Here is a 20,600-nt window from a genome sequence, read left to right on the forward strand (position 1 = left end):
ACCCCCGAACCCGAGGGTGCGGCGCTCGTTCAGGGGTGCGACGCATCGCGGGAGCGCCGGAGCGCCGGTGTCGGAGGCGGTGGCGGAGGCGTCGGTAGCCTGCCCACGGCCCGAGGGTGGGTGGCGGGGCGCGCCGGGCGGCCGTGCCTGCGCTGCGGCACGACCGTGCTCGTGCGCGCCGAGGTCGCGGACGACCCCGGCCGGCGCCGCACCTGGTGGTGCCCGAGCTGCCAGCCGGTCCGCTGAGCGCACGGCCGCCGACACGACACGCCGATACCTGGCGGTATGCGCCTCTCATCGCCTACTCTCAGCACGTCTCGACGAGCGAGACCACCCGACGAAGCCGGATCCCGATGCGCCCTCTCCGTTCCCCCTTCCTCCGCCGTGCCGCCGCCGGGCTCGCCGCGACCACCGTCGCCGGGGCCCTGCTCCTCTCCGGGGTCGGTGCCGGTGCCGCCCAGGCGGCTCCTCCCGCGCAGACGGTGTTCCTCGACCAGAGCTTCGGCGGGGCCTCGGCCGGGCCCGACTTCCTGCTGCCGACGACGCCGTCGGGCAACGTGGCCTGCCTCACCGCAGGCACCGACGTCGCCGCGTCGCCGATCCCCGGGTGCCGCTTCGCGAACGACCCCGAGGGCTCGGGCGCGCTCCGCCTCACGGACACCGGCACGAGCCAGTCCGGCGGCGTCGGGTCGACCGTCTCGGTGCCCACGGCCCAAGGCCTCGACGTCACCTTCGACTCGTGGCAGTACGGCGGCGGCGCCGCCGACGGCCTGACCTTCTACCTGGCGGCGACGGATCCCTTCGACCCCGAGGTGCCGACGCGCCTCGGAGGCATCGGCGGCTCGCTGGGCTACAGCCCGCAGGACTCGCAGCTCGGCCTCGCGAACGGTTACCTGGGCGTGGGGCTGGACGCCTACGGCAACTTCGCCAACCCCGCCTTCAGCGGGAACTCGTGCCCGCCCGTCGGCGGGGCGGGCTCGAACGCCCTGACTCTCCGCGGGCCCGGCAACGGGTCGACGGGCTACTGCGTCCTGAGCAGCACCCCGGTCGACGGGAGCCTGCGCGGGTTCGACGGCGTCCGCGACGAGGCCGGTCGAGTCCCCGTCGAGGTGGCCGTGAACCCCTCGGCCGACCCCGTCACCTCGCCGTCGGGTCTCGAGGTGCCGGCCGGCAGCTACGTCGTGAGCCTCCAGGGGAGCTTCGGCAGCGCGCCGACGATCACCCAGGGCCCCCTGCCCTCCCTCCTCGGCTCGTCGACCGACCCCTCCTGGTACGACCCCACGACCGGCGTGCCCTACAAGCTCACCTTCGGCTGGACCGGCGGCACCGGCAGCCTGTCCGACTACCACGAGATCGCGAACGCCCGGGCGACGACCCTCGTCGGCCCAGCCCCCGTGCTCGCGCAGGCGACGTCCGGCAGCGCGACCGTCGTCCCGACTCGCAGCTCGAGCGTCAGCGTCGCCGCGTCGGTCAGTGCCGACGGCGGCGCCGAGGGAGAGCCCGTGGTGGCGACGCTCGTGTTCCCCGAGGCGCTCGCCCCGACGCTGCCGAGCGGGGCGACCGGCTGGGCGTGCACCGTCTCCGGCCGGACCGTGACGTGCACCGTCGTGCCCTCTCCCGAGTTCGCGCCGGGCGCCTCCCTGCCGGTCCTGACCTTGCCCTACACGGCGACCGCCGACGCTGCGGGCGCCCTGACCGTGCTCACGACCGTGTCGTCGACCGACTCCGCCGCGGCGACGTCGCAGCTCGAGGTCTCGGCAGTGCGTGAGCCCACGGTCGTCACGTCGTCGTCGGGCCGACAGACGCCGGGCACCACCGGCCTGTCCACCGTCTTCACCGCCGACGTCGCCTCGGCCGCGGCGACCGACCCGACGGCGCCCCTCGGCACGGTCGAGTTCGTCGACTCGGCCACCGAGGAGCTGCTCTGCGAGGCCGACCTCGTGCCGGCCGCGTCGGGACCGACGTCCACGGCGACGTGCACGACCGACGCCGACCCGTCGACCGCCGTCCGCGTCGACTACGACCAGGCCGACGCCGCGCACGAGCCGACCCGGGCCGACCTCGGCTCGTTCGTCGTCGTCACCACCCCCGTCACCCTGGCTGCCGCCGCGGTCGTCGTCGACGGCGACGCGCAGTTGAGCGTCACGGGGCTGCCCGCGGACGCCACCGGCACCGTCGTCTTCTCGACCGGAGCCACGACCGTCTGCACCGTGACCCTGCCGACCGTCGCCTGCATCGTCCCCGACCTGGCAGACGGCAGCTACACGGTGACCGCGGCCTACTCGGGCGACACGGTCTACGCGTCCGCCGAGGCCTCGACGGCGTTCCGGATCGGCACGGTCGCTGCACCGGTCCCTGCCCCCGCAGCCCCCGCAGCCCCCGCGGCGCCGGCGGCCACGTCGGCACCCGCGGCGGCCGCGCCCGTCGCCGACGACGAGGAGGCGCGCCTCGCCTTCACGGGATCGTCGCTCGTCGCCTGGACGGCCGGCGCCCTCGGCCTCGCGCTCGCCGCCGCCGGGGTCGTGCTGGTCGCCGCGCGCCGCCGCAGCCGTCTGACGGCCTGACGGCCTGACGGCCTGACGGCCTGACGGTCTGACGGCCTGACGGCCTGCCGCGGCGCGCTACGCGAGCGGGTCGGCGGCGCGCCGCTCGCGGAACGCGACCGCGTTCACGCGGTTGCTGCAGCGCACGCTGCAGAAGCGCTTGGAGGCGTTCCGCGAGAGGTCGACCAGCACGCCGTCGCAGTCGTCCGCCGCGCACTCGCGGAGGCGTCCGGTCTCGTCGGTCCGGACGACGTCGACGAGGGCCATGGCGGCCTCGACGAGGATGCGGTCCGCGAGGGGCGCCTCCTGCGGGGTGGCGTGCACGTGCCAGTCGAGGTCGCCGTGCCGCACGAGCCGCGGCACCGCCTGCAGCCGCGCGAGCAGCTCGTTCACCGCCTCGACCATCGCGTCGCGGTCGAGGGTCCAGAGCTGACGGAGGCGCGTGCGGGCCTGCCGCACGGCCTCGAGCTCGGCCTCGTCGCCGTCGAACCGGCCCGAGAAGCCGAAGCGCGTCATCAGCTCGGCCAGCTGGTCGGTCGTGGCGAGCTGGTCGACGCCGCTGCGGGTCGCTCGGGCGGCCGTGTTGAGGATCGTCGCGTCGAACTCCAGCACGTCTTCCGTGTCAGGGGCGAAAAGCACATTGACTCCTTACTCGCATCCAGTCTACTGTCAGGACTCATCACCCTTTAGCCCCTGATGAGAACAGTGCCCCTGACGCGCCGGTCGTCCTCGACGACCGGCAGCCCCTGACGAATCGAGCAGCCGTGGACCGCCGCCACCTCACGACCGGACTGATCGTCGCGGTCGTGGCCGCCGCCTCCTTCGGGGTGTCGGGCCCGTTCGTCAAGCCGCTGCTCGCCTCCGGCTGGAGCCCCGTCGCGGCCGTGGCCGTCCGCGCCCTGGTCGGGGGCGCGCTGCTGGCGCCGGTCGCCCTCGCGGCGCTCCGCCTCGACCTCCGACCGATCTGGCGGGCGCGTCGTCGTGTGCTCGGCATGGCCGTCGTCGGCGTCGCGGGCACGCAGGTCTTCTACTTCGCGGCGATCCAGCACATCCCGGTCGGCACGGCGATCCTGCTCGAGTACATGGCTCCGCTGCTCCTGGTCGCCGTCGCGTGGGTCGCCTCGCGGCGTCGGCCGGCCGGGGTCGTGCTGATCGGCTCCGCGGTCGCCGCCGCCGGGCTCGTGCTGGTCGTGTCGCCGGGCGGCGGGGGAGCGCTCGACCCCCTCGGCCTGCTCTTCGGCGTCCTCGCGATGGTCTGCTGCGCCGGGTACTTCGTCATCGCGGCGCAGCCGTCCGGCGACCTGCCGCCCGTCGCGCTCGCCGCCTCGGGGCTGCTGGTCGGGTCGGCGCTGCTCGGGCTCCTGGGCCTCACCGGGCTCGTGCCCTTCACGGCGTCGGCCGCCGACGTCGTGGTGCTCGGCGGCGTCGTCGCCTGGTGGGTGCCGATGCTGGTCATCGGGGTCGTCGCCACCGCCGTCGCCTACGCGACGAGCATCACCGCGAGCTCGATGCTCGGGTCGCGCCTGGCCTCGTTCGTCGGCCTGCTCGAGGTCGCGGCCGCCGCGGCCTGGGCGTGGGTGCTGCTCGACGAGGCGCTGACCCCGTGGCAGCTCGTCGGAGGCGTCCTGATCGTCGCCGGCATCGTCGCCGTGCGGTCGGACGCCGGGGCCGACCAGCCGAGTGCGGCGCCCGAGGTGCTCGCCTCGACGCTCGCCGGCCCGGCCGAGCAGTCGTCGACGACGGTGGTGGACGGCCCCCCGCGCCGATAGGGTCGGGCCACATCGACCGGCCGGGCCTCGCCTCCGCGAGGACGGCCGTCAGGGTCCGGCGTGGTCGCCGGCGAGGGGGGCGACATCGTGGGACGACGAGCACGGGCGGCGATCGTGGTGGCGGGCATCTGCGTCGGCGCGACGGTGACGAGCGGCCTCCCGGCCGTCGCCTCCGGCGGCGCCGTCGGGGGCGTCGGCACGCAGTACTTCCTCAACGACCGGTGGAGCGGCGACGCGGACCGGGCCTTCACCTGGGGGCTCGACGACGACGCCGTCCACGTCGGCGACTGGGACGGCGACGGGGCGGACAGCCTCGCGACCCGTCGCGACGCGACCTTCGCCTTCGACGACGTGCTCGGCGGCGGCGGCGACCTCCGGACCGGCCGCTTCGGGACGCCGTCCGACGTCGCGCTCACCGGCGACTGGGACGGCGACGGCGTGGACACGCCCGCCATCCGCCGTGGGTCGACCTACCACCTCACGAACCGGCTCACGGGCGGCGCCGCCGAGCAGGTGCTCGCCTACGGCCGGGCCGACGACCTCGTCCTCGTCGGCGACTGGGACGGCGACGGCCGCGACACCCTCGGCATCCGCCGGGGGAACGCCTTCCACCTCAAGAACACCATCGCCGGAGGCGCCGCCGACGTCGCCTTCACCTTCGGCCGCGCCGACGACCAGGTGTACGTCGGCGACTGGGACGGCGACGGTCGCGACACCCCCGTCGTGCGCCGCGCCACGACCTACTTCGTCAGCGACTCGTTCGCGGGCGGCGAGGCCGACCGCGTCCAGGCCTACGGGCGGGCAGGGGACACCACCCTCGTCGGCGACTGGGACGGAGACGGCCGCGACACGCTGGGCGTGCGACGCACCGCCGCGCTGCCTGCCGGGGTCGTCTGGGCACAGGAGTTCGACGGGGCCGCGGGCAGCGCTCCCGACCCGGCGACCTGGAACCTCGAGACCGGGGCCGGCGGCTGGGGCAACGCCGAGCTGCAGACGTACACGACGTCGAGGACCAACTCGGCGCTCGACGGAGCGGGCGCCCTCGTCATCACGGCGCGGAAGGAGGCGAACGGCACCTACACCTCCGCGCGCCTGACCACGCAGGGCACGTACGAGACCCAGTACGGACGCGTCGAGGCGCGGATCCAGGTCCCGCGGGGCCAGGGCATCTGGCCGGCCTTCTGGATGCTCGGCGCCGACCTGCCCGCGAAGGGCTGGCCCGCCGCGGGCGAGATCGACGTGATGGAGAACATCGGCCGCGAGCCGCACCTCGTGCACGGCACGGTGCACGGTCCGGGCTACTCGGGGGGCGAGGCGATCAGCGGCACGTACCGGCACCCCCAGGGCTGGGCGTTCGCGGACACCTTCCACACGTTCGCGGTCGACCGGAAGCCCGGGTCGATCGAGTGGTCGGTCGACGGGCAGGTCTACCACCGCGTCACGCGCGCGAGCACCGGGGGCGACCCGTGGGTGTTCGACGCCCCGTTCTTCCTCGTGCTCAACGTCGCGGTCGGCGGCCAGTGGCCGGGCTACCCGGACGGCACCACGGTGCTGCCGCAGCAGATGAAGGTGGACTGGATCCGCGTCTACCGCAACTGACCCGCCTCCGCCGTCCCCCTCCCCTTATCGCCTGACGCACCTCCCCCGCTAGGGCACCGCCGCCCCAGCCCGGGGGTCAGCACCGCCCGGCACCCCCCGAAGGCGCGCCGTGTGCGCCCCCTCACTGGGGACAGCGCACCCCTTATACGGCCCTCGGCCCGTCGATAGGTTTGCTCTTGCACGGCGGAGGACATCCGCCGGGCCGGGAGACCCGAAGTCCCTGGCCCGACGTCCACGGAGTCCGAGCCCTGCACCACCTCGCCTACCCGCGACCGAACGAGCGGACCGACGAACGAGCCCTGATCAGAGGGCTGTCCGTCGCGCCCGGAAACGAACACCGGCCTGCCCCGCGCAGGCCCCCGTCCTGCTGGGAGCACCGGATGAACCGCACCGAACGCAACGCCATGGTGGTCGAGAACCTGCCGCTGGTGGGCTACCTCGTCAGCGAGGTGTGCGCCCGCGCCACCCACCTGTCGCGCGACGACCTCGCGAGCGTCGGCGCCGTCGCCCTCGTGCAGGCCGCTGACGCGTTCGACCCGACCCTCGGCATCCCGTTCGGCGCCTACGCCCGCACCCGCATCGTCGGCGCCTTCGCCGACGACATGCGCTCCGGCGACTGGGCCAGCCGCGGCACCCGCAAGCGCATCAAGGAGACGCTGTCCACGCAGGAGGCGCTGACCGCGTCCCTGGGACGCGCCCCCTCGGTCGACGAGATCGCCGGCGCCCTCGGCGTCGACCGGCAGACCGCGTCGAGCGCCCTCGCCGACGCGGCCCGCACCGTCTCGACCCTCGACGACACGGTCGCCGACCACCTCGCGGCCGACGTGCCGATGCCCGGCGACCACCTCCTCGCCAGCGAGCGCAGCCGCTACGTGCGCGCCGCCGTCGACGCCCTCCCCGAGCGCATGCGCCTCATCGTCGAGGCCGTCTACTTCGGCGACCGCACGGTCACCGAGGTCGCCGCCGAGCTCGGCATCACCCACAGCGCGGTCTCGCAGCAGCGCACGGAGGCGGTCCGCCTGCTCCGGGACGCGCTCGCCGCGCACTACGCCGACGACGAGCAGGCCGAGTTCGTGCCCGTCTCCAAGACGGCGCACGCGCGCCGCAGCGCCTACCTCTCGAAGGTCGCCACGAACGCCGCCGTGGGCATCGCCCGCGCCGTGCGCGAGCCGGCCTCCGAGGGCTTCAGCGCCGCCGTCTAGCGGATCCAGAAAAACTTCGGCGCTCGGCTAACGAGCACCGGCGACCGGCCGAGAGTAGCCGGTGTCAGCCCACGGACGGGCTGACGAACACCACCCAGTCACGGAAGAGGAAACACCATGGGCATGCAGATCAACACCAACCTCGCGGCGAACAACACCTACCGCAACCTGAACGCCACGCAGAACGACCTGTCGAAGAGCCTGGAGAAGCTCTCGTCGGGCCTCCGCATCAACCGTGCCGCTGACGACGCGGCCGGCCTCTCGATCTCCGAGGGCCTGCGTTCGCAGGTCGGCGGACTGACGGTGGCCGCGCGCAACGCCCAGGACGGCATCTCCGTCGTCCAGACCGCTGAAGGCGGACTGAACGAGGTCCACTCCATCCTGCAGCGCGTCCGCGACCTCGCCGTCCAGGCCGGCAACGACTCGAACAACGCCGACGCCCGCAAGGCGATCACCACCGAGGTCACGGCCCTGTCGGACGAGCTCACGCGGCTCTCCGGCTCGACCAACTTCAACGGGATCGACCTGCTCAGCGCCGACAAGAGCCTGACCTTCCAGGTCGGCGCCGGCAGCATCGCCGCCAACGACCAGATCAACGTCAAGCTGATCAACGTCGGCGACGTCGCCACGAAGATCGGTGGCACGGTCGCGGCCGACGGCACGCGAACGGGTGCGCTCGTCTTCGACACTGCAGCCGACGCCCTCGACTCGATCAAGGCCATCGACGAGCAGATCACGAAGGTCTCGTCGGCTCGTTCGGACCTCGGTGCCGTGCAGAACCGCTTCGAGCACTCCATCGCGTCGACCAACGTCGCGAAGGAGAACCTCACGGCGGCGAACTCGCGCATCCGCGACGTCGACATGGCGGAGGAGATGGTCAAGTACACGCGATCCAACGTCCTCAGCCAGGCCGGCCAGGCGATGCTCGCACAGGCGAACCAGAGCACCCAGGGCGTGCTGTCGCTCCTCCGCTAGTCGTCACCGACCGGCGGTCGACCGGCTCCCGATCCCAGCGGGGGCCTGACACCACCTGAGCTCGGCTCCTCCGGGAGCGAACGGTTCACGACCGGTGGTCGGGACGCAGCAGCTGATCCTCTGCGTCCCGGCCCTCGGTCATCCCGAGCAGCATCCCCAGCGTCATCCCGAGCGTCGACGACGACCTCGCTGGCACCTCCCGCAGCACCGCACCACCCCACGACTCCTGCATCCTGCGGTCTCCTCCGCACCTCCTCAGCTCGCCCGCCCCCGTCCCCGAAGGAGCACCCGATGGCCTCGTTCGGCATCGACGGTCTCGTCTCCGGGCTCGACACCACCACGCTGATCAACGGCCTGATGGCGGCGGAGGCGGTGCCCCAGACGATCCTGAAGAACAAGGCGACCGCGAACCAGGCGCTGGTCACCGCGCTCCAGGGCCTCAACACGAAGGTCGCCGAGCTGGCGACCCTCGCGACCAAGACCGCGAAGGCCGACTCGCTCGCCGCCTTCACCGCCAGCAGCAGCTCGAAGGACGTCACGGCCACGACGACCGCGGCCGCGCTGCCCGGCTCGATCGACTTCACCGTCGGCGCCACCGCGCAGGCGAAGAGCGGCGTCACCGCCCCGATGACCGCCTGGCCCACGTCGCCCGCGACGCTGACCCTCACGTCGGCCGCCGGCAAGGCGGTCGAGGTGACCAGCGCCTCCTCGTCGCTCGACGACCTCGTGCGTGCCGTCAACTCGTCGGAGGCGGGTGTCAAGGCCGTCAAGGTCGCGTCCGGCAAGGACGCCGACGGAGCCGTCACGTACCGTCTGCAGCTCACCTCCGCGACGACCGGCGCCGCGGGCGGCTTCACGGTGCACCAGGGCACGGCCGCCGAGGTCGCCGCCGGCACCGCCCCCGACCTGCTCGCCGCCCCCGGCGCGGCCGTCGTCAAGCAGGCGCGCGACGCGTCCGTCACCCTCTGGGCGGGCACCGCCGCCGAGCAGGTCGTGACGAGCGCGACGAACACCTTCGCCGACCTGCTGCCCGGAGTCTCGGTCACCGTCACGGCGCCGAGCACCGACCCCGTCACGCTCACCGTCGCCCGCGACGGCGCCGCGTCGTCGAAGGTCGCCTCCGACCTCGTGTCGGGGCTGAACGGCATCCTCACGCTCATCGCGTCGAAGAGCGCGACGTCGACCTCGACCAGCGCCTCCGGAGCCGTGACGGTCACGTCGGGCACCTTCACCGGCAGCTCGACGACCCGCGACGTCGTGCAGAAGATGACCACCGCGATGTCGTCGCCGATCGGCGGCGTCTCGCCCTCGAGCATCGGCATCTCCATCACGAAGACCGGGGCGTTCGAGTTCGACGAGGCCAAGTTCTCGGCGGCGCTCGCGGCCGACCCCGTGAAGGTGCAGGCGACACTCTCCGAGATCGCCGGCCGCGTCGAGGCCGCCGCGACGAGCTCGTCCGACAAGCGCGACGGCACGCTGACGAAGATCATCACCGGCCAGCAGTCGGTCGTGAAGGACCTCACCGCCCAGATCGCGAACTGGGACGACCGGCTGGCGTCGCGTCGCACCCAGCTCCAGAAGACCTACACCGCCCTCGAGGTCGCACTCAGCTCGCTCACCGCGCAGCAGAGCTGGCTGACCAGCCAGATCTCGAGCCTGAACGCGAGCAGCTGATGGACGCCACCTCCTTCGCGGCCTTCGCCGCCGCCTCCCAGCCCACCACCGTCGTGCAGCGCCAGCGGTCGGAGTACGCCGAACAGGCCGTGCTCTCGGCGACGCCCGTGCAGCTCGTCACGATGCTCTACGACCGCCTGCTGCTCGACCTCGCGCGCGCCGAGAAGGCCCAGGTCGGCCAGGAGTGGGCGACTGCGTCCGAGCAGCTGCTGCACGCCCAGGCGATCATCGCCGAGCTCACCTCGTCGCTGCGCGTCGACGTGTGGGACGGCGGCGAGGGCCTGCTTGCGCTCTACAGCTACACCTCGACGGCGCTCGTCAACGCGAACGTCCATCGCGACGTGGCCCTGACCCGCGAGGTCACCGGGCTGCTCGAGCCGCTCCGCCAGGCGTGGCACGAGGCGGCGACGTCGCTCGGCGGCGGGGTGGCCGGCGGTGCCGGTGCGTCTGCGTCGGCCGGTGCCGGTGTCGCTGCTCCGGCCGCGGCCGCGCCCGCGTTCGCGGCGTCGGCCTTCCCGTCTGCGGCACCGGCCTCGCCGACCGCGTCGCAGCCCGGCGCCGGCTCGCCGCTGCCCGTGGGCGTCGCCGCCTTCGGGGCCGCGACCTCCGGCTACGGGGCGACCAACGCCTCCTCGACCTCTCTCGGGGGCGAGCTCGGTGTCGCCTAGGACCGACCGCACCCACGCCGCCTGGCTCGCCGCCCTCGACGAGCTCGAGGCGGTCGCGGGGCGCGACCCGCAGCTCGCCGCCGACGGCACCGGCGTGTCCGGTGCCGGTCTCGGTGCGCACGGCACCTGGACGCCGCCGGCCGGCCTCGGCCCGCTGCCCGCGGAGCTCGCCGACCGGGCCGCCGCCGTCGCCGGCGTGCAGCGCGGGGCCCTCGCCCGGCTCGACGCCGCACGAAAGGCCGTGCTCGCTCACCTCGGGGCCGTCCGCAGCGTCGAGTCGTCGCACGAGCCCGAGCGCCCGGTCTACCTCGACGCCACCGGCTGACCCCGCCCGGACTTCTCACGACGCGAGTGATCCGCGCTGCCGCACCCGCACCTCCTGGGGTCGCGAGGTCTACCGCGACCGATCACGCGCGGATCACGGGCACGACAGCCCGGGAGGCGCCTCCTCAGCCCCAGGGGATGACGCCGACGACGATCGCCACGGCCAGCATCACCAGCGACACGATCGCCGCGCGCCAGAGCACCTTCTTGTGGTGGTCGCCGAGGTTGACGTTCGCGAGGCTGACGAGCAGCAGGATCGCGGGCACGAGCGGGCTCTGCAGGTGCACGGGCTGTCCGACGACCGACGCGCGGGCCATCTCGACGGGGTCGATGCCGAACGCGGCGCCGCTCTGTGCGAGCACCGGCAGGATGCCGAAGTAGAAGGCGTCGTTGCTCATGAAGAACGTGAGCGGCAGGCTCAGCACCCCCGTGATGACGGCCAGGTACGGCCCCATCGAGGTGGGGATCACGTCGACCAGCCACTGGGCCATCGCGTCGACCATGCCGGTGCCGTTGAGCACGCCGATCAGCACGCCGGCCGCGAAGACCATCGACACGACGCCGACGATGCTCGGGGCGTGGGCGACGATCTCGGCCGACTGCTCCTTGACGCGGGGGAAGTTCACGAGCAGCGCGACCGCCGTCCCGACCATGAACACGTAGGCGAGCGGGAACAGGTCGGCGACGAGCAGCACCATCACGGCGACCGTGAGGACGAGGTTGAACCAGATCATCCGGGGCCGCAGCGTGGCGCGGTCGGGGTCGAGCATCGTGTCGGCCATCGTGACGCCGCCGCCGAGCGAGCCGTTCGCGCTGCCGTCCGAGCCCGAGCCGACACCGCCGCCGGGGTTGTCGACCGCTCGCTCGCCCGGCCCGTCCGCCCGCGAGCCGTCGGCCCGCCCGCCGCGCACGCCGAGGGCGACCGTCGGGCTGGTGAACATCGAGACGCCGACGCCGGGCACGCCGGGGCCGCCGCCGCGCGAGGCGCTCGCGAGCTCCTGCGAGAGCGGAGACATCGCCGACGCCGCGGCGGCCAGCTTCGAGCCGCCCAGCTCGAGCGTCCCGAGGCGGCGACGCTCGCTCAGCCCGAGCAGCCACGAGAACACGAAGACGAGCACGAGGCCCGCGATCAGCGACGGCACGAGCGGCACGAAGATCTCGCTCGGCTGCACCCCGAGGGCGGCGGCGGCGCGCACGGTGGGGCCGCCCCACGGCACGATGTTCAGCGTCCCGTTCGCGAGGCCGGCGACGCAGGTCAGCACCACCGGGCTCATGCCGAGCTTGAGGTAGATGGGCAGCATGGCCGCCGTCGTCACGATGAACGTCGTCGAGCCGTCGCCGTCGAGCGAGACCGCGCCGGCGAGCAGCGCCGTGCCGAGCACGACCTTCGCCGGGTCGTTGCCGGTCACCCGCAGGATCAGCCGCACCAGCGGGTCGAACAGTCCGACGTCGATCATCAGGCCGAAGTACATGATCGCGAACATGAGCAGCGCGGCCGTGGGGGCCAGGTCGCCGATCGCCTCGATCACCATGTCGCCGATGCCGAGCCCCGCGCCGGCGAAGAGGCCGAAGATCGTCGGGACCATGATCAGGGCGAGCATCGGCGAGAGCCGCTTGGTCATGATCAGCACCATGAAGGTGAGGACCATCAGATAGCCGAGTACAACGAGCATCAGGACTCCTTCGTCCGTCGGGCGCGGTGGCGCGTCCGGGCACGCTAGCCGGGCACGAGGAGGCGCGTCCTGCTTCTGCGCGTTGGGGCCGTTCCGCACGTTGGCCGCGTTCTGCGCGTTCTGCTCACGCGCCTCCCCCGCCGCCGCCTACGCTGGCGGACGTGACCGACGACAGCTCACGGGCGGCGCCCGCCGCGACACGCGCGCACGCGGCGACCGCGACCGCGTCCGCGCCGCGGCCTCGCCGGCGCACCCGCTTCGCGACGCAGGTGCTCCTGCTGCAGCTCTCGGTGGTGACCGCCATCGTCCTGCTCACCAGCGCCGTGTTCGTCGCCCTCGCCGTGCAGCGCCTCGAGCGCGAGGCCGAGTCGACGGCGCTCGCCGTGGCGCAGAGCGTCGCGAGCGACGTCGACGTCCGCACCGAGGTCGCGCGGCTGAGCGTCGACGGCACCGCCCTCGACGAGGAGGCGCTGGCCGACGGCGACCTGCAGCGCACCGCCGTCGCGGCCCAGCAGCGCACCGGGGCCCTGTTCGTCGTCGTCACCGACGACCGCGGGGTCCGCCTCGCGCACCCCGACCCCGACCGCATCGGCGAGATGGTCAGCACGAGCCCGGACGCGGCCCTCCGCGGCGAGGAGACCGTCTCGTGGGAGCGCGGCACCCTCGGCGACTCCGCCCGCGCGAAGGTCCCGATCTACGAGGCCGACGCCGCGGCCGACTCCGACGCCGCGGCCGACTCCGACGCCGCGGCCGGCTCCGATGCCGCTGCCGCGGGCCGGGCCGTGGTCGTCGGCGAGGTCAGCGTCGGCTACGCCCCGGCGCGGGTCTACGACACGCTGGTCCGCGACAGCCTGCCGGTGGCGGCCGTCGCGGTGCTCGCCCTCGGGCTCGGCGTCGTCGCGTCCGTGCTGATCCGGCGTCGCCTCGACCGGCTCACGCTGGGGCTGCAGCCCGACGACCTCGCGTCGCTCGTCCAGAACCAGCAGGCCGTGCTCGCCGGGGTCGGGGAGGGGGTGCTCGCCGTCGCGCGCGACGGGCGCGTGAGCGTGTGCAACGAGCAGGCGGCGCAGCTGCTCGGGCTCGCCGACGGAGCCGTGGGGCGCCTCCTCGGCGACCTCGACCTGCCCGAGCCGCTCGTCGCCCTGCTCGGCCGCGGCCCGGCCCGGCCCGAGTCGACGACGCTGGTCGTCGGGCCGCACGTGCTCTTCGTCGACGTGCGGCCGGTGCGGCGCGAGGGGGTCGACCTCGGGCGCGTCGCCGTGCTGCGCGACCGCACCGCCGTCGAGGCCCTGACCCGTCGGCTCGACGCGGTGGGCGCGATGACGACCGCCCTGCGCGCCCAGCGGCACGAGTTCGCGAACCGGCTGCACGCGGTCAGCGGGCTGCTCGAGATCGGGCGGGTCGACCAGGCCAAGCGCTACCTCGCCGACGTGCTCGAGCACGGGCCGCTGCGCTACCCCGTCAAGCACGCCGACCGGCTGACCGAGCCGCACCTGCAGGCGTTCCTCGGCGCGAAGGGGGTGGAGGCGGCGGAGAAGGGGGTCCTGCTGCAGCTCGGCCCCGAGACGCTGGTCTCGGGCTCCGTGGTCGAGCCCGGAGACGTGACGACCGTGCTCGGCAACCTCGTCGACAACGCGGTGCGCGCCGCGGTGGCGGGCGGCACCTCGCCGGCGTGGGTGGAGGTCGAGGTGCTCGACGACGGACGCGACCTGCACCTGTCGGTGATGGACTCGGGGCGCGGGGTCGACGACGAGCACGCCCTGTTCGCGCGACGGCCCGTGGCGGACCCGATCGGCGACGCCGGAGCCGACCCCCACGCCGACCCCGAGGCCGACCTCGACCCCGACCTCGACCCCGACCTCGACCCCGACCGCGTGCACGGCCTCGGCTTCGGCCTGCCCCTGTCGCGCGAGATCGCCCGCCGGGCCGGCGGCGACGTCTGGCTCGCGTCGCCGCGCGGCGACGGGCACGGCGCCGTGTTCTGCGCCCGGCTCGTCGGCGCGGTCGAACCGGGCGGCACCGCCTCCGCCGGCACCGGTCCGGCAGGCACCGACCCGACCCGCACCGTCCCGACCGGTGAGCCCGCGCCCGTCCCGACCCCGAGGAGCACCCCGTGACCGACGCCGCCGCACCCGCACCCGCGCCGGCACCTGCCCCCCTGACCGTGCTCGTGGTCGACGACGACTTCTTCGTGGCCGAGGTGCACCGTGCGCAGGTCGACGCGCAGCCCGAGCTGCGCGCGCTGCCGGCGGTCGGCACCGTCGCCGAGGCCCGCCGGGTGGTCGCCCGCGAGCGCGTCGACCTCGTGCTGCTCGACCTGTACCTGCCCGACGGCCGCGGGCTCGACCTGCTCCGCGAGCTGGACGTCGACACGTTCGTGCTCAGCGCGGCGTCCGACGGCGAGACGATCCGCACGGCGCTCCGCCGCGGAGCCCTCGCCTACCTGATCAAGCCGTTCGCAGCGGAGCTGCTCGTCGACCGGCTGCGGTCCTGGCTGCGGTTCCGGCACGTGCTCGACGGCGGCACCGACCAGGAGGCGGTCGAGCGTGCCCAGCGCATCCTCCACTCGGGAGACGCCCGCGCCTCCTCCCGGTCGCGCTCGGCGACGGAGCAGGCCGTGCTGGAGGCGGTGGTCGCCTCCTCCGTCGAGGTCTCGGCCTCGGAGGTGGCCGACCAGGTCGGCGTCAGCCGGGCGACCGCGCAGCGCTACCTCGCGCAGCTCAGCGCCGACGGGCAGCTCGCGATGCAGCTGCGCTACGGCGCGACCGGCCGGCCCGAGCACCGCTACCAGCGCCGCTGACCCTCGCCGCGCCTCCTCGCGCGGACTCGGCGGGACGATGTGACGCGTCGGAGGCGTCGCGGCAGCACGGACACCCCCGACGCGTCACATCGATCTCCACCTCACCGAACGGGCGTGTACTCGATGCCGCGACGGACCTGCTCGGCTCGCGACGCGCCTCCGAGGCGCATGACGAGGTGCAGCGCCATGTCGATCCCGGCGCTGACGCCCGCCGACGTGATCACGTCGCCGTCGTCCACGAAGCGCTCGTCCTCGCGCACGTCGATCGTCGGGTCGAGGCTGCCGAGCAGCACCGTCGAGCCCCAGTGCGTCGTGGCGGCACGCCCTGTGAGCAGGCCTGCGGCGGCGTAGACGAGGGCGCCCGTGCAGACGCTCGTCATCAGCGGCACGGTCTCGGCCTGCTGCCGCACCCACTCGAGCCGTTCCTCGTCGTCGAGGTGGGCGCGGGTGCCCTTGCCGCCCGGGTAGATCAGCACGTCGAGCGGCGGCAGCTCGTCGATCGTGGTGTCGGGCAGCACGCGCAGGCCCTTCGCGGCGGTGACCGGCCCGGGGGCGTCGCCGAACGTGATCACCTCCCAGCCGTCGCCGGGGTGCCCCTTCGTCCAGTACGAGAGCACCTCCCAGGGGCCGATCGCGTCGAGCTCCTCGTACTGGTCGAACAGGAAGATGCCGATCGTCTTGGTCATGCCCCCAGTCTCGTCGCTGGACGACAGGACGCCGCACCGCCGGCGGCCGACGGGGCGGGGCGAGTCTCAGCCCGCGAGGACGAGCACGGCCATCGGCCGCCGCACGCCGCTCACCGGAACCACCAGAGCGACGGCAGCTCGAGGGGCGGCGGCCGCAGGAACGCGATCCACGCGCCGACCGGCCACAGGAGCAGCGGCACGACCACGACCACGACGACCACCGCCGCGATCAGCCCGAGCAGGACGAGCCCCACGGCGCCGCCGAGTGAGCGGCCCAGCACGTGACGCACCCGGTCGGCGTCGTCCACGTCGCCGTCGACGGTCGCCGGCTCGGCCCCGTCGGGGGTGCCGAACAGGCGACGGGCATCGTCCAGCCCGTCGGGCCACGCGTCGTCGTCGCTCACGCCCCCAGTGTCGCATCGTGCCCGGCCGTGCCGCCGAGTTGCCCGAGATGGTCGCCTGGCCTCCGCCCAGCCGACCATCTCGGGCAACTCGTCGTCCGGACGCACCGCGCCCCCACTCCGGGGGCACGTGCCCCGCGCGGCCTTACGCACCCCCGGCCCGCGCCGATAGAGCGCCCTGAGCACGGATCGCTCGACCCCTCGGCCACGGATCGGCCCCCAGACCACACCACACCCCGGACGGGCACCATGCCGATCGAATCCGTGACCCAGGCGGCGCTGCAGAGCGCCCTGGACGGTCTCTCGCTGCGCCAGAAGACCATCGCCGCCAACATCTCGAACGTGAACACGCCCGGCTACCAGGCCAAGCGCGTGCAGTTCGAGGAGGCGCTCGGCCGGTCCGTCGCCCAGGGCGGCGCCGTGCAGGGGGCCGGCCACGTGCAGGCCACGACGCAGCGCTCGCTCGAGCCGACGCGGCTCGACGGCAACAACGTCAACCTCGACACCGAGACCCTGTCGAACATCGACACCGTGCTCCGCTACCAGTTCGCCACCCAGGCGATGAACGGCGAGCTGACCAGCGTCCGCGCCGCGTACAGGACGAACTGATGACCGCCTTCGACGCGATCGGCATCGCGAGCACCGGCCTGACCGTGCACCGCAAGTGGCTCGACGCCGTCTCCGACAACATCGCCAACGTCAACACGGTGAAGTCCATGGACGACACCGCGTTCCAGGCCCGCTACGTCGAGGTCCAGGAGGGCGCCGGCACCAGCGGCGTCTTCGTCAAGGCCGACCGCTACGGCAGCGAGGCCGGCCGCGTCACCTACCTGCCCGACCACCCGCTCGCCGACGCCGAGGGATACGTGCGCATGCCCGACATCGACCTGGGGGCCCAGATGGGCGACCTGATCATGGCCCAGCGCGGCTACCAGGCGAACGCCGCCGTGGTCGACCGCGCCAAGACCGCCTACGAGGCCGCTCTCCAGATCGGCCGCGGCTGATGCCGGTCGGCGGCGTCCCCGCGATCGGGGCAGTGCAGCAGACCGGCTTCGCCGACGTGTCCGCCCTGTTGCAGGGCGGTGCGGTCGGGAACGCAGGAGGCGCCTCCTCCGTCACCGGGACGACCGGCGCGGCCAGCGCCTCCGGTGCCGCCTTCGGCTCGAGCATGGTCGGCGCGGTCGAGGGCCTGCAGCAGCTGCAGAGCCAGTCGAAGACGCTCGCCGTGAAGGCCGTCACCGGCGACCTCACCGACATCCACGACGCGACCATCGCGGCCACCCGTGCCCAGGTGACGCTCGAGCTCGTCGCCGCCGTCCGCAACAAGGGCGTCGACGCCTTCACCGAGATCATGAGGATGCAGGCCTGATGCCGACCGCAGTGCAGAACTCCCTCGCCCGGATGCGGGCGACGATGGGCGGCTTCTCCGTCGCCCAGAAGACCATCGCGGTCATCCTGATCGCCGCGCTCGTGCTCGGCACGGTCGCCCTCGTGAGCTGGCTGACGAAGCCCAGCTACTCGCCGCTCTTCAGCGGCATCGAGCCCGCCGACGCGAGCGCCATCGTCGAGCAGCTCAAGGCCGACGGGGTGCCCTACGAGCTGACCGCGGGCGGCGGCACGATCCTCGTGCCCGAGGAGCACGTCTACCAGGAGCGCCTCACCGCCGCCGCGGCCGGCCTGCCCTCGACCGGCGGCCAGGGCGGCTACTCGCTGCTCGACACCATGGGCGTCACCTCGTCCGAGTTCCAGCAGGACGTCACCTACAAGCGCGCCATCGAGGGCGAGCTCGCCAAGACCATCTCGGCGATGGACGGCGTGAAGACCGCCACCGTGCAGCTCGCGATCCCCGAGGAGTCCGTCTTCGTGGCGGAGCAGAAGGACCCCACCGCGTCGGTGTTCGTCGAGACGCAGGGCGGCGTGACGCTGACCAGCAAGCAGGTGCAGGCGATCGTCAACCTGACCAGCGCCTCCGTCGAGGGCATGGCGACGACCGACGTCGCCGTCACCGACTCGACGGGCGCCGTGCTCTCGCAGGTCGGCACCGGGGCCGTCGGCGGCGCCGGCGACCAGGCCAGCGACTACGAGTCGAAGGTCCAGACCGCCGTGCAGACGATGCTCGACAAGGTCGTCGGCCCCGGCAAGTCGTCGGTGATCGTCGCCGCCGACCTCGACCAGAGCTCGGGCACGAAGGTCACCGAGTCGTTCGCGCAGCCCACCAGCGGCCCCATCGCCCTCAACGAGTCGAGCACCACCGAGCAGTACGGCGCGGGCTCCGGGGGAGCGGGCGGCACCGGCGCGACAGGCGTGCTCGGCCCCGACAACATCGCCGTGCCGAACGGCACCGGCACCGGCACCGACGCAGCCGGCACCGCGACCGGCGACGACGGCTACGTCAACGAGTCGGCCACCAAGAACAACGCGGTCGACAAGGTCACCGAGACGATGAGCGTGCCCGCAGGAGGCGTCAGCCGGCAGACCGTGTCGGTCGCCCTGGACGCGAACGCGGCCTCCGGCGTGAACATGCAGAGCATCAACGACCTCGTGCGGAACGCCGCGGGGATCGACACGGCGCGCGGCGACGCGGTCGAGGTCGCCCTGGTCGACTTCGACACCGAGGGCGCCGAGGCCGCGAAGGCGGCGCTCGCCGCGGCCGACGCGGCCGCCGCCTCCGAGGCCATGTGGGGCACGATCCGCACCGTCGGGATCGTCGCGCTGATCGTGATCGCGCTCATCGTCGGCCTGGTCGTCTTCGCGAAGAAGAACAAGCGGCACGACCGGGAGGACGTCGACCTCGGCGAGCTCGCGGCGGGCAACGCGGCCCAGACCTGGGACGCGACCATGCGGCTCGACCTCGACGACGCGGGCGCCGCCTCCCGCCGTCAGCTGCTCGCCGACGAGGCCGCCACCGTGGCCCTGCCGGTCGCGGCGCCCGAGCCCTCGCCCGAGTACGTGTCGGCCGAGCGCCGCCGCGCCGAGATCGACGCCCTCGCCGAGCGCGACCCCGAGAAGACCGCCGAGCTGCTGCGCGGCCTGATGGACGAGCGGGTCCAGTCGTGAGCGCGACCGCGTCCGCTGCGGACCTGACCCCGACGCAGGCGTTCGGGGTGCCCGCCGCCTTCGGCGCGCCTGCCACGCGCCCGGCGCTGACCGGGCCGCAGAAGGTCGCGGTCATCCTCATGCAGATGGAGCAGGCGCACGCCGCCGTCGTCATGAAGCAGTTCAGCGAGGAGGAGGCCGAGGAGATCACGGCCGAGATCGTCAAGCTGCGCCGCGTCGACCCCGCCGTGGCCGAGTCGGCCGTCGCCGAGTTCCACGACCTGACCCGCTCGGGCCGCTACCAGCGTCGCGGCGGACACGACGTCGCCGTCGGCCTGCTCGAGGCGTCGTTCGGCTCGGAGCGCGCCGCCGGCGTCATGGAGCGGCTCGCCTCGAACGCGATGGGCAAGAGCTTCGAGTTCCTCGACGAGGCCGACCCCGGCCAGGTCATCACCCTGCTCGACGGCGAGCTGCCGCAGACCATCGCCCTCGTGCTCGCGCACCTGCGGCCGCAGCAGGCCTCGGCCGTGCTCGCCGGCCTCGACGTCGCCGCCCGCACCGACGTCGCGCAGGCCATCGCCACGATGGGCACCGCGACGCCCGAGGCCGTCGGCATCGTCGCGACCACGCTCAAGGTCCGTGCCGGGGCCGTCGTCGCTCCGCGCGAGCAGGTCGAGGTCGTCGGAGGCATCCAGCCCCTCGTCGAGATCATCAACCGCAGCGACAGCGCCACCGAGCGCGCCCTGCTCGACGGCCTCGACGAGCGCGACCCCGAGCTCGCCGAGGAGGTCCGCTCGCGGATGCTCACCTTCGAGGACATCGTCAAGCTCGAGTCGCGCGACATCCAGCAGGTGCTCCGCGGGATCGACGCCGCCGTGCTCGCGACCGCGATGAAGGGGGCGCTCGCCGCCGTCGTCGAGGTCATCCGCGGCAACGTCTCGGAGCGCAACCGCGAGCTGCTCGACGACGAGCTGCAGTCGATGGGCCCCGTCCGCAAGTCGCAGGTCGAGGAGGCGCGGGCCGAGGTCGTGCGTGCCATCCGCGAGCTCGAGGCGCTCGGCACGATCACGATCCACCGCGCCGACGAGGACGCCCTCGTCGAGTAGCCCCTGCTGCCGCCGCCGCTGCTCGCCCTCGAAATTTGAGAGTGATGCGGCGGCGACTGCCCGGTTCTGCCCGGTCCTGTGCCCGGCGGAAGCGGATCTGTCTCGCTTTGGAACGGTGGCTGTTGTTACCCGGTCCACCGGTCG

General features: G+C 73.7%; 19 protein-coding genes. 15 read left to right on the forward strand and 4 right to left on the reverse strand.

The window, feature by feature from the left end; genetic code table 11:
* Positions 1 to 353: 353 nt before the first annotated feature.
* The gene (locus EDF18_RS09735) at positions 354 to 2,564 is read left to right on the forward strand and encodes a hypothetical protein (RefSeq protein ID WP_123547626.1); all 2,211 of its coding nucleotides are present in this window, start codon (positions 354 to 356) and stop codon (positions 2,562 to 2,564) included.
* Positions 2,565 to 2,621: 57 nt separating this feature from the next.
* On the opposite strand, the gene EDF18_RS09740 is transcribed toward EDF18_RS09735, so the two are convergent.
* Positions 2,622 to 3,182, reverse strand: coding sequence for a CGNR zinc finger domain-containing protein (locus EDF18_RS09740; RefSeq protein WP_123547627.1), 561 nt, complete (start codon positions 3,180 to 3,182; stop codon positions 2,622 to 2,624).
* A gap of 125 nt (positions 3,183 to 3,307) precedes the next feature.
* Here EDF18_RS09740 and EDF18_RS09745 point away from each other — a divergent pair, with 125 nt between their 5' ends.
* The 7 genes from EDF18_RS09745 to EDF18_RS09775 all read left to right on the forward strand — a co-directional run bounded on the left by EDF18_RS09745 (position 3,308) and on the right by EDF18_RS09775 (position 10,755).
* A complete protein-coding gene (locus tag EDF18_RS09745; protein ID WP_123547628.1) occupies positions 3,308 to 4,312 on the forward strand; it encodes a DMT family transporter in 1,005 nt (334 codons plus the stop codon).
* Positions 4,313 to 4,372: 60 nt separating this feature from the next.
* Positions 4,373 to 5,911 (forward strand): family 16 glycosylhydrolase, encoded by a 1,539-nt coding sequence (locus tag EDF18_RS16615; protein ID WP_233569090.1) that lies wholly within the window; start codon positions 4,373 to 4,375, stop codon positions 5,909 to 5,911.
* Between the two features lie 380 nt (positions 5,912 to 6,291).
* Entirely contained in the window at positions 6,292 to 7,113 is an 822-nt protein-coding gene (locus EDF18_RS09755) for a sigma-70 family RNA polymerase sigma factor (protein ID WP_123547629.1), read from the forward strand.
* 117 nt (positions 7,114 to 7,230) lie between these two features.
* The gene (locus EDF18_RS09760; RefSeq protein WP_304982881.1) at positions 7,231 to 8,088 is read left to right on the forward strand and encodes a flagellin; all 858 of its coding nucleotides are present in this window, start codon (positions 7,231 to 7,233) and stop codon (positions 8,086 to 8,088) included.
* A 291-nt stretch (positions 8,089 to 8,379) separates the two neighbouring features.
* Positions 8,380 to 9,762: a flagellar filament capping protein FliD gene (gene fliD, locus EDF18_RS09765; protein WP_123547630.1), complete on the forward strand. Its 1,383-nt coding sequence runs from the start codon at positions 8,380 to 8,382 to the stop codon at positions 9,760 to 9,762.
* Positions 9,762 to 10,430 carry a flagellar export chaperone FliS gene (gene fliS / locus EDF18_RS16805; RefSeq protein ID WP_123547631.1) on the forward strand — a complete coding sequence of 223 codons (669 nt, stop codon included), beginning with the start codon at positions 9,762 to 9,764 and terminating at the stop codon, positions 10,428 to 10,430. The genes fliD and fliS overlap by 1 nt, the downstream gene beginning before the upstream one ends.
* On the forward strand, positions 10,420 to 10,755 hold the full coding sequence (locus EDF18_RS09775) for a hypothetical protein (protein ID WP_123547632.1): 336 nt from the start codon (positions 10,420 to 10,422) through the stop codon (positions 10,753 to 10,755). The genes fliS and EDF18_RS09775 overlap by 11 nt, the downstream gene beginning before the upstream one ends.
* Positions 10,756 to 10,879: 124 nt before the next feature.
* On the opposite strand, the gene EDF18_RS09780 is transcribed toward EDF18_RS09775, so the two are convergent.
* The gene (locus EDF18_RS09780) at positions 10,880 to 12,427 is read right to left on the reverse strand and encodes a CitMHS family transporter (RefSeq protein ID WP_123547633.1); all 1,548 of its coding nucleotides are present in this window, start codon (positions 12,425 to 12,427) and stop codon (positions 10,880 to 10,882) included.
* Between the two features lie 161 nt (positions 12,428 to 12,588).
* Between EDF18_RS09780 and EDF18_RS09785 the strand changes: the two genes are divergently transcribed.
* Both EDF18_RS09785 and EDF18_RS09790 read left to right on the forward strand, forming a co-directional pair.
* Positions 12,589 to 14,544, forward strand: a complete 1,956-nt coding sequence (locus tag EDF18_RS09785; protein ID WP_123547634.1) for a sensor histidine kinase — start codon at positions 12,589 to 12,591, stop codon at positions 14,542 to 14,544.
* Complete coding sequence (locus tag EDF18_RS09790; RefSeq protein WP_233569091.1) at positions 14,541 to 15,227, forward strand: response regulator; 687 nt, start codon at positions 14,541 to 14,543, stop codon at positions 15,225 to 15,227. Before EDF18_RS09785 ends, EDF18_RS09790 begins: the two co-directional genes overlap by 4 nt.
* Before the next feature lie 101 nt (positions 15,228 to 15,328).
* Here the strand turns inward: EDF18_RS09790 and EDF18_RS09795 are convergent, their stop codons facing one another.
* Entirely contained in the window at positions 15,329 to 15,913 is a 585-nt protein-coding gene (locus tag EDF18_RS09795; protein ID WP_123547635.1) for a DJ-1/PfpI family protein, read from the reverse strand.
* Positions 15,914 to 16,023: 110 nt separating this feature from the next.
* Complete coding sequence (locus EDF18_RS09800; protein ID WP_123547636.1) at positions 16,024 to 16,317, reverse strand: hypothetical protein; 294 nt, start codon at positions 16,315 to 16,317, stop codon at positions 16,024 to 16,026.
* A 246-nt stretch (positions 16,318 to 16,563) separates the two neighbouring features.
* Between EDF18_RS09800 and flgB the strand changes: the two genes are divergently transcribed.
* Genes flgB through fliG form a run of 5 tightly spaced genes read left to right on the forward strand, consistent with a single transcriptional unit; the run spans position 16,564 to position 20,456 of the window.
* On the forward strand, positions 16,564 to 16,923 hold the full coding sequence (flgB, locus tag EDF18_RS09805) for a flagellar basal body rod protein FlgB (RefSeq protein ID WP_123547637.1): 360 nt from the start codon (positions 16,564 to 16,566) through the stop codon (positions 16,921 to 16,923).
* Entirely contained in the window at positions 16,923 to 17,318 is a 396-nt protein-coding gene (locus EDF18_RS09810; RefSeq protein ID WP_043596823.1) for a flagellar basal body rod protein FlgC, read from the forward strand. The genes flgB and EDF18_RS09810 overlap by 1 nt, the downstream gene beginning before the upstream one ends.
* Positions 17,318 to 17,683, forward strand: coding sequence for a flagellar hook-basal body complex protein FliE (gene fliE / locus EDF18_RS09815; RefSeq protein ID WP_123547638.1), 366 nt, complete (start codon positions 17,318 to 17,320; stop codon positions 17,681 to 17,683). The genes EDF18_RS09810 and fliE overlap by 1 nt, the downstream gene beginning before the upstream one ends.
* The gene (gene fliF, locus EDF18_RS09820) at positions 17,683 to 19,371 is read left to right on the forward strand and encodes a flagellar basal-body MS-ring/collar protein FliF (protein ID WP_123547639.1); all 1,689 of its coding nucleotides are present in this window, start codon (positions 17,683 to 17,685) and stop codon (positions 19,369 to 19,371) included. The genes fliE and fliF overlap by 1 nt, the downstream gene beginning before the upstream one ends.
* Before the next feature lie 47 nt (positions 19,372 to 19,418).
* A complete protein-coding gene (fliG, locus tag EDF18_RS09825; protein ID WP_255416195.1) occupies positions 19,419 to 20,456 on the forward strand; it encodes a flagellar motor switch protein FliG in 1,038 nt (345 codons plus the stop codon).
* Positions 20,457 to 20,600 lie beyond the last annotated feature (144 nt).

Source organism: Frigoribacterium sp. PhB107 (genome assembly GCF_003751515.1).
Classification (GTDB): Bacteria; Actinomycetota; Actinomycetes; order Actinomycetales; family Microbacteriaceae; genus Frigoribacterium.

Excerpts from the sequence above, each read along its gene's own strand:
- EDF18_RS09760 (WP_304982881.1), top strand. The coding sequence starts at position 7,231 with ATGGGCATGCAGATCAACACCAACCTCGCGGCGAACAACACCTACCGC.
- fliD (WP_123547630.1), top strand. The coding sequence starts at position 8,380 with ATGGCCTCGTTCGGCATCGACGGTCTCGTCTCCGGGCTCGACACCACC.
- fliS (WP_123547631.1), top strand. The coding sequence starts at position 9,762 with ATGGACGCCACCTCCTTCGCGGCCTTCGCCGCCGCCTCCCAGCCCACC.
- fliE (WP_123547638.1), top strand. The coding sequence starts at position 17,318 with ATGCCGGTCGGCGGCGTCCCCGCGATCGGGGCAGTGCAGCAGACCGGC.
- fliF (WP_123547639.1), top strand. The coding sequence starts at position 17,683 with ATGCCGACCGCAGTGCAGAACTCCCTCGCCCGGATGCGGGCGACGATG.
- flgB (WP_123547637.1), top strand. The coding sequence starts at position 16,564 with ATGCCGATCGAATCCGTGACCCAGGCGGCGCTGCAGAGCGCCCTGGAC.
- EDF18_RS09810 (WP_043596823.1), top strand. The coding sequence starts at position 16,923 with ATGACCGCCTTCGACGCGATCGGCATCGCGAGCACCGGCCTGACCGTG.
- EDF18_RS09780 (WP_123547633.1), bottom strand. The coding sequence starts at position 12,427 with ATGCTCGTTGTACTCGGCTATCTGATGGTCCTCACCTTCATGGTGCTG.
- EDF18_RS09795 (WP_123547635.1), bottom strand. The coding sequence starts at position 15,913 with ATGACCAAGACGATCGGCATCTTCCTGTTCGACCAGTACGAGGAGCTC.
- EDF18_RS09755 (WP_123547629.1), top strand. The coding sequence starts at position 6,292 with ATGAACCGCACCGAACGCAACGCCATGGTGGTCGAGAACCTGCCGCTG.
- EDF18_RS09735 (WP_123547626.1), top strand. The coding sequence starts at position 354 with ATGCGCCCTCTCCGTTCCCCCTTCCTCCGCCGTGCCGCCGCCGGGCTC.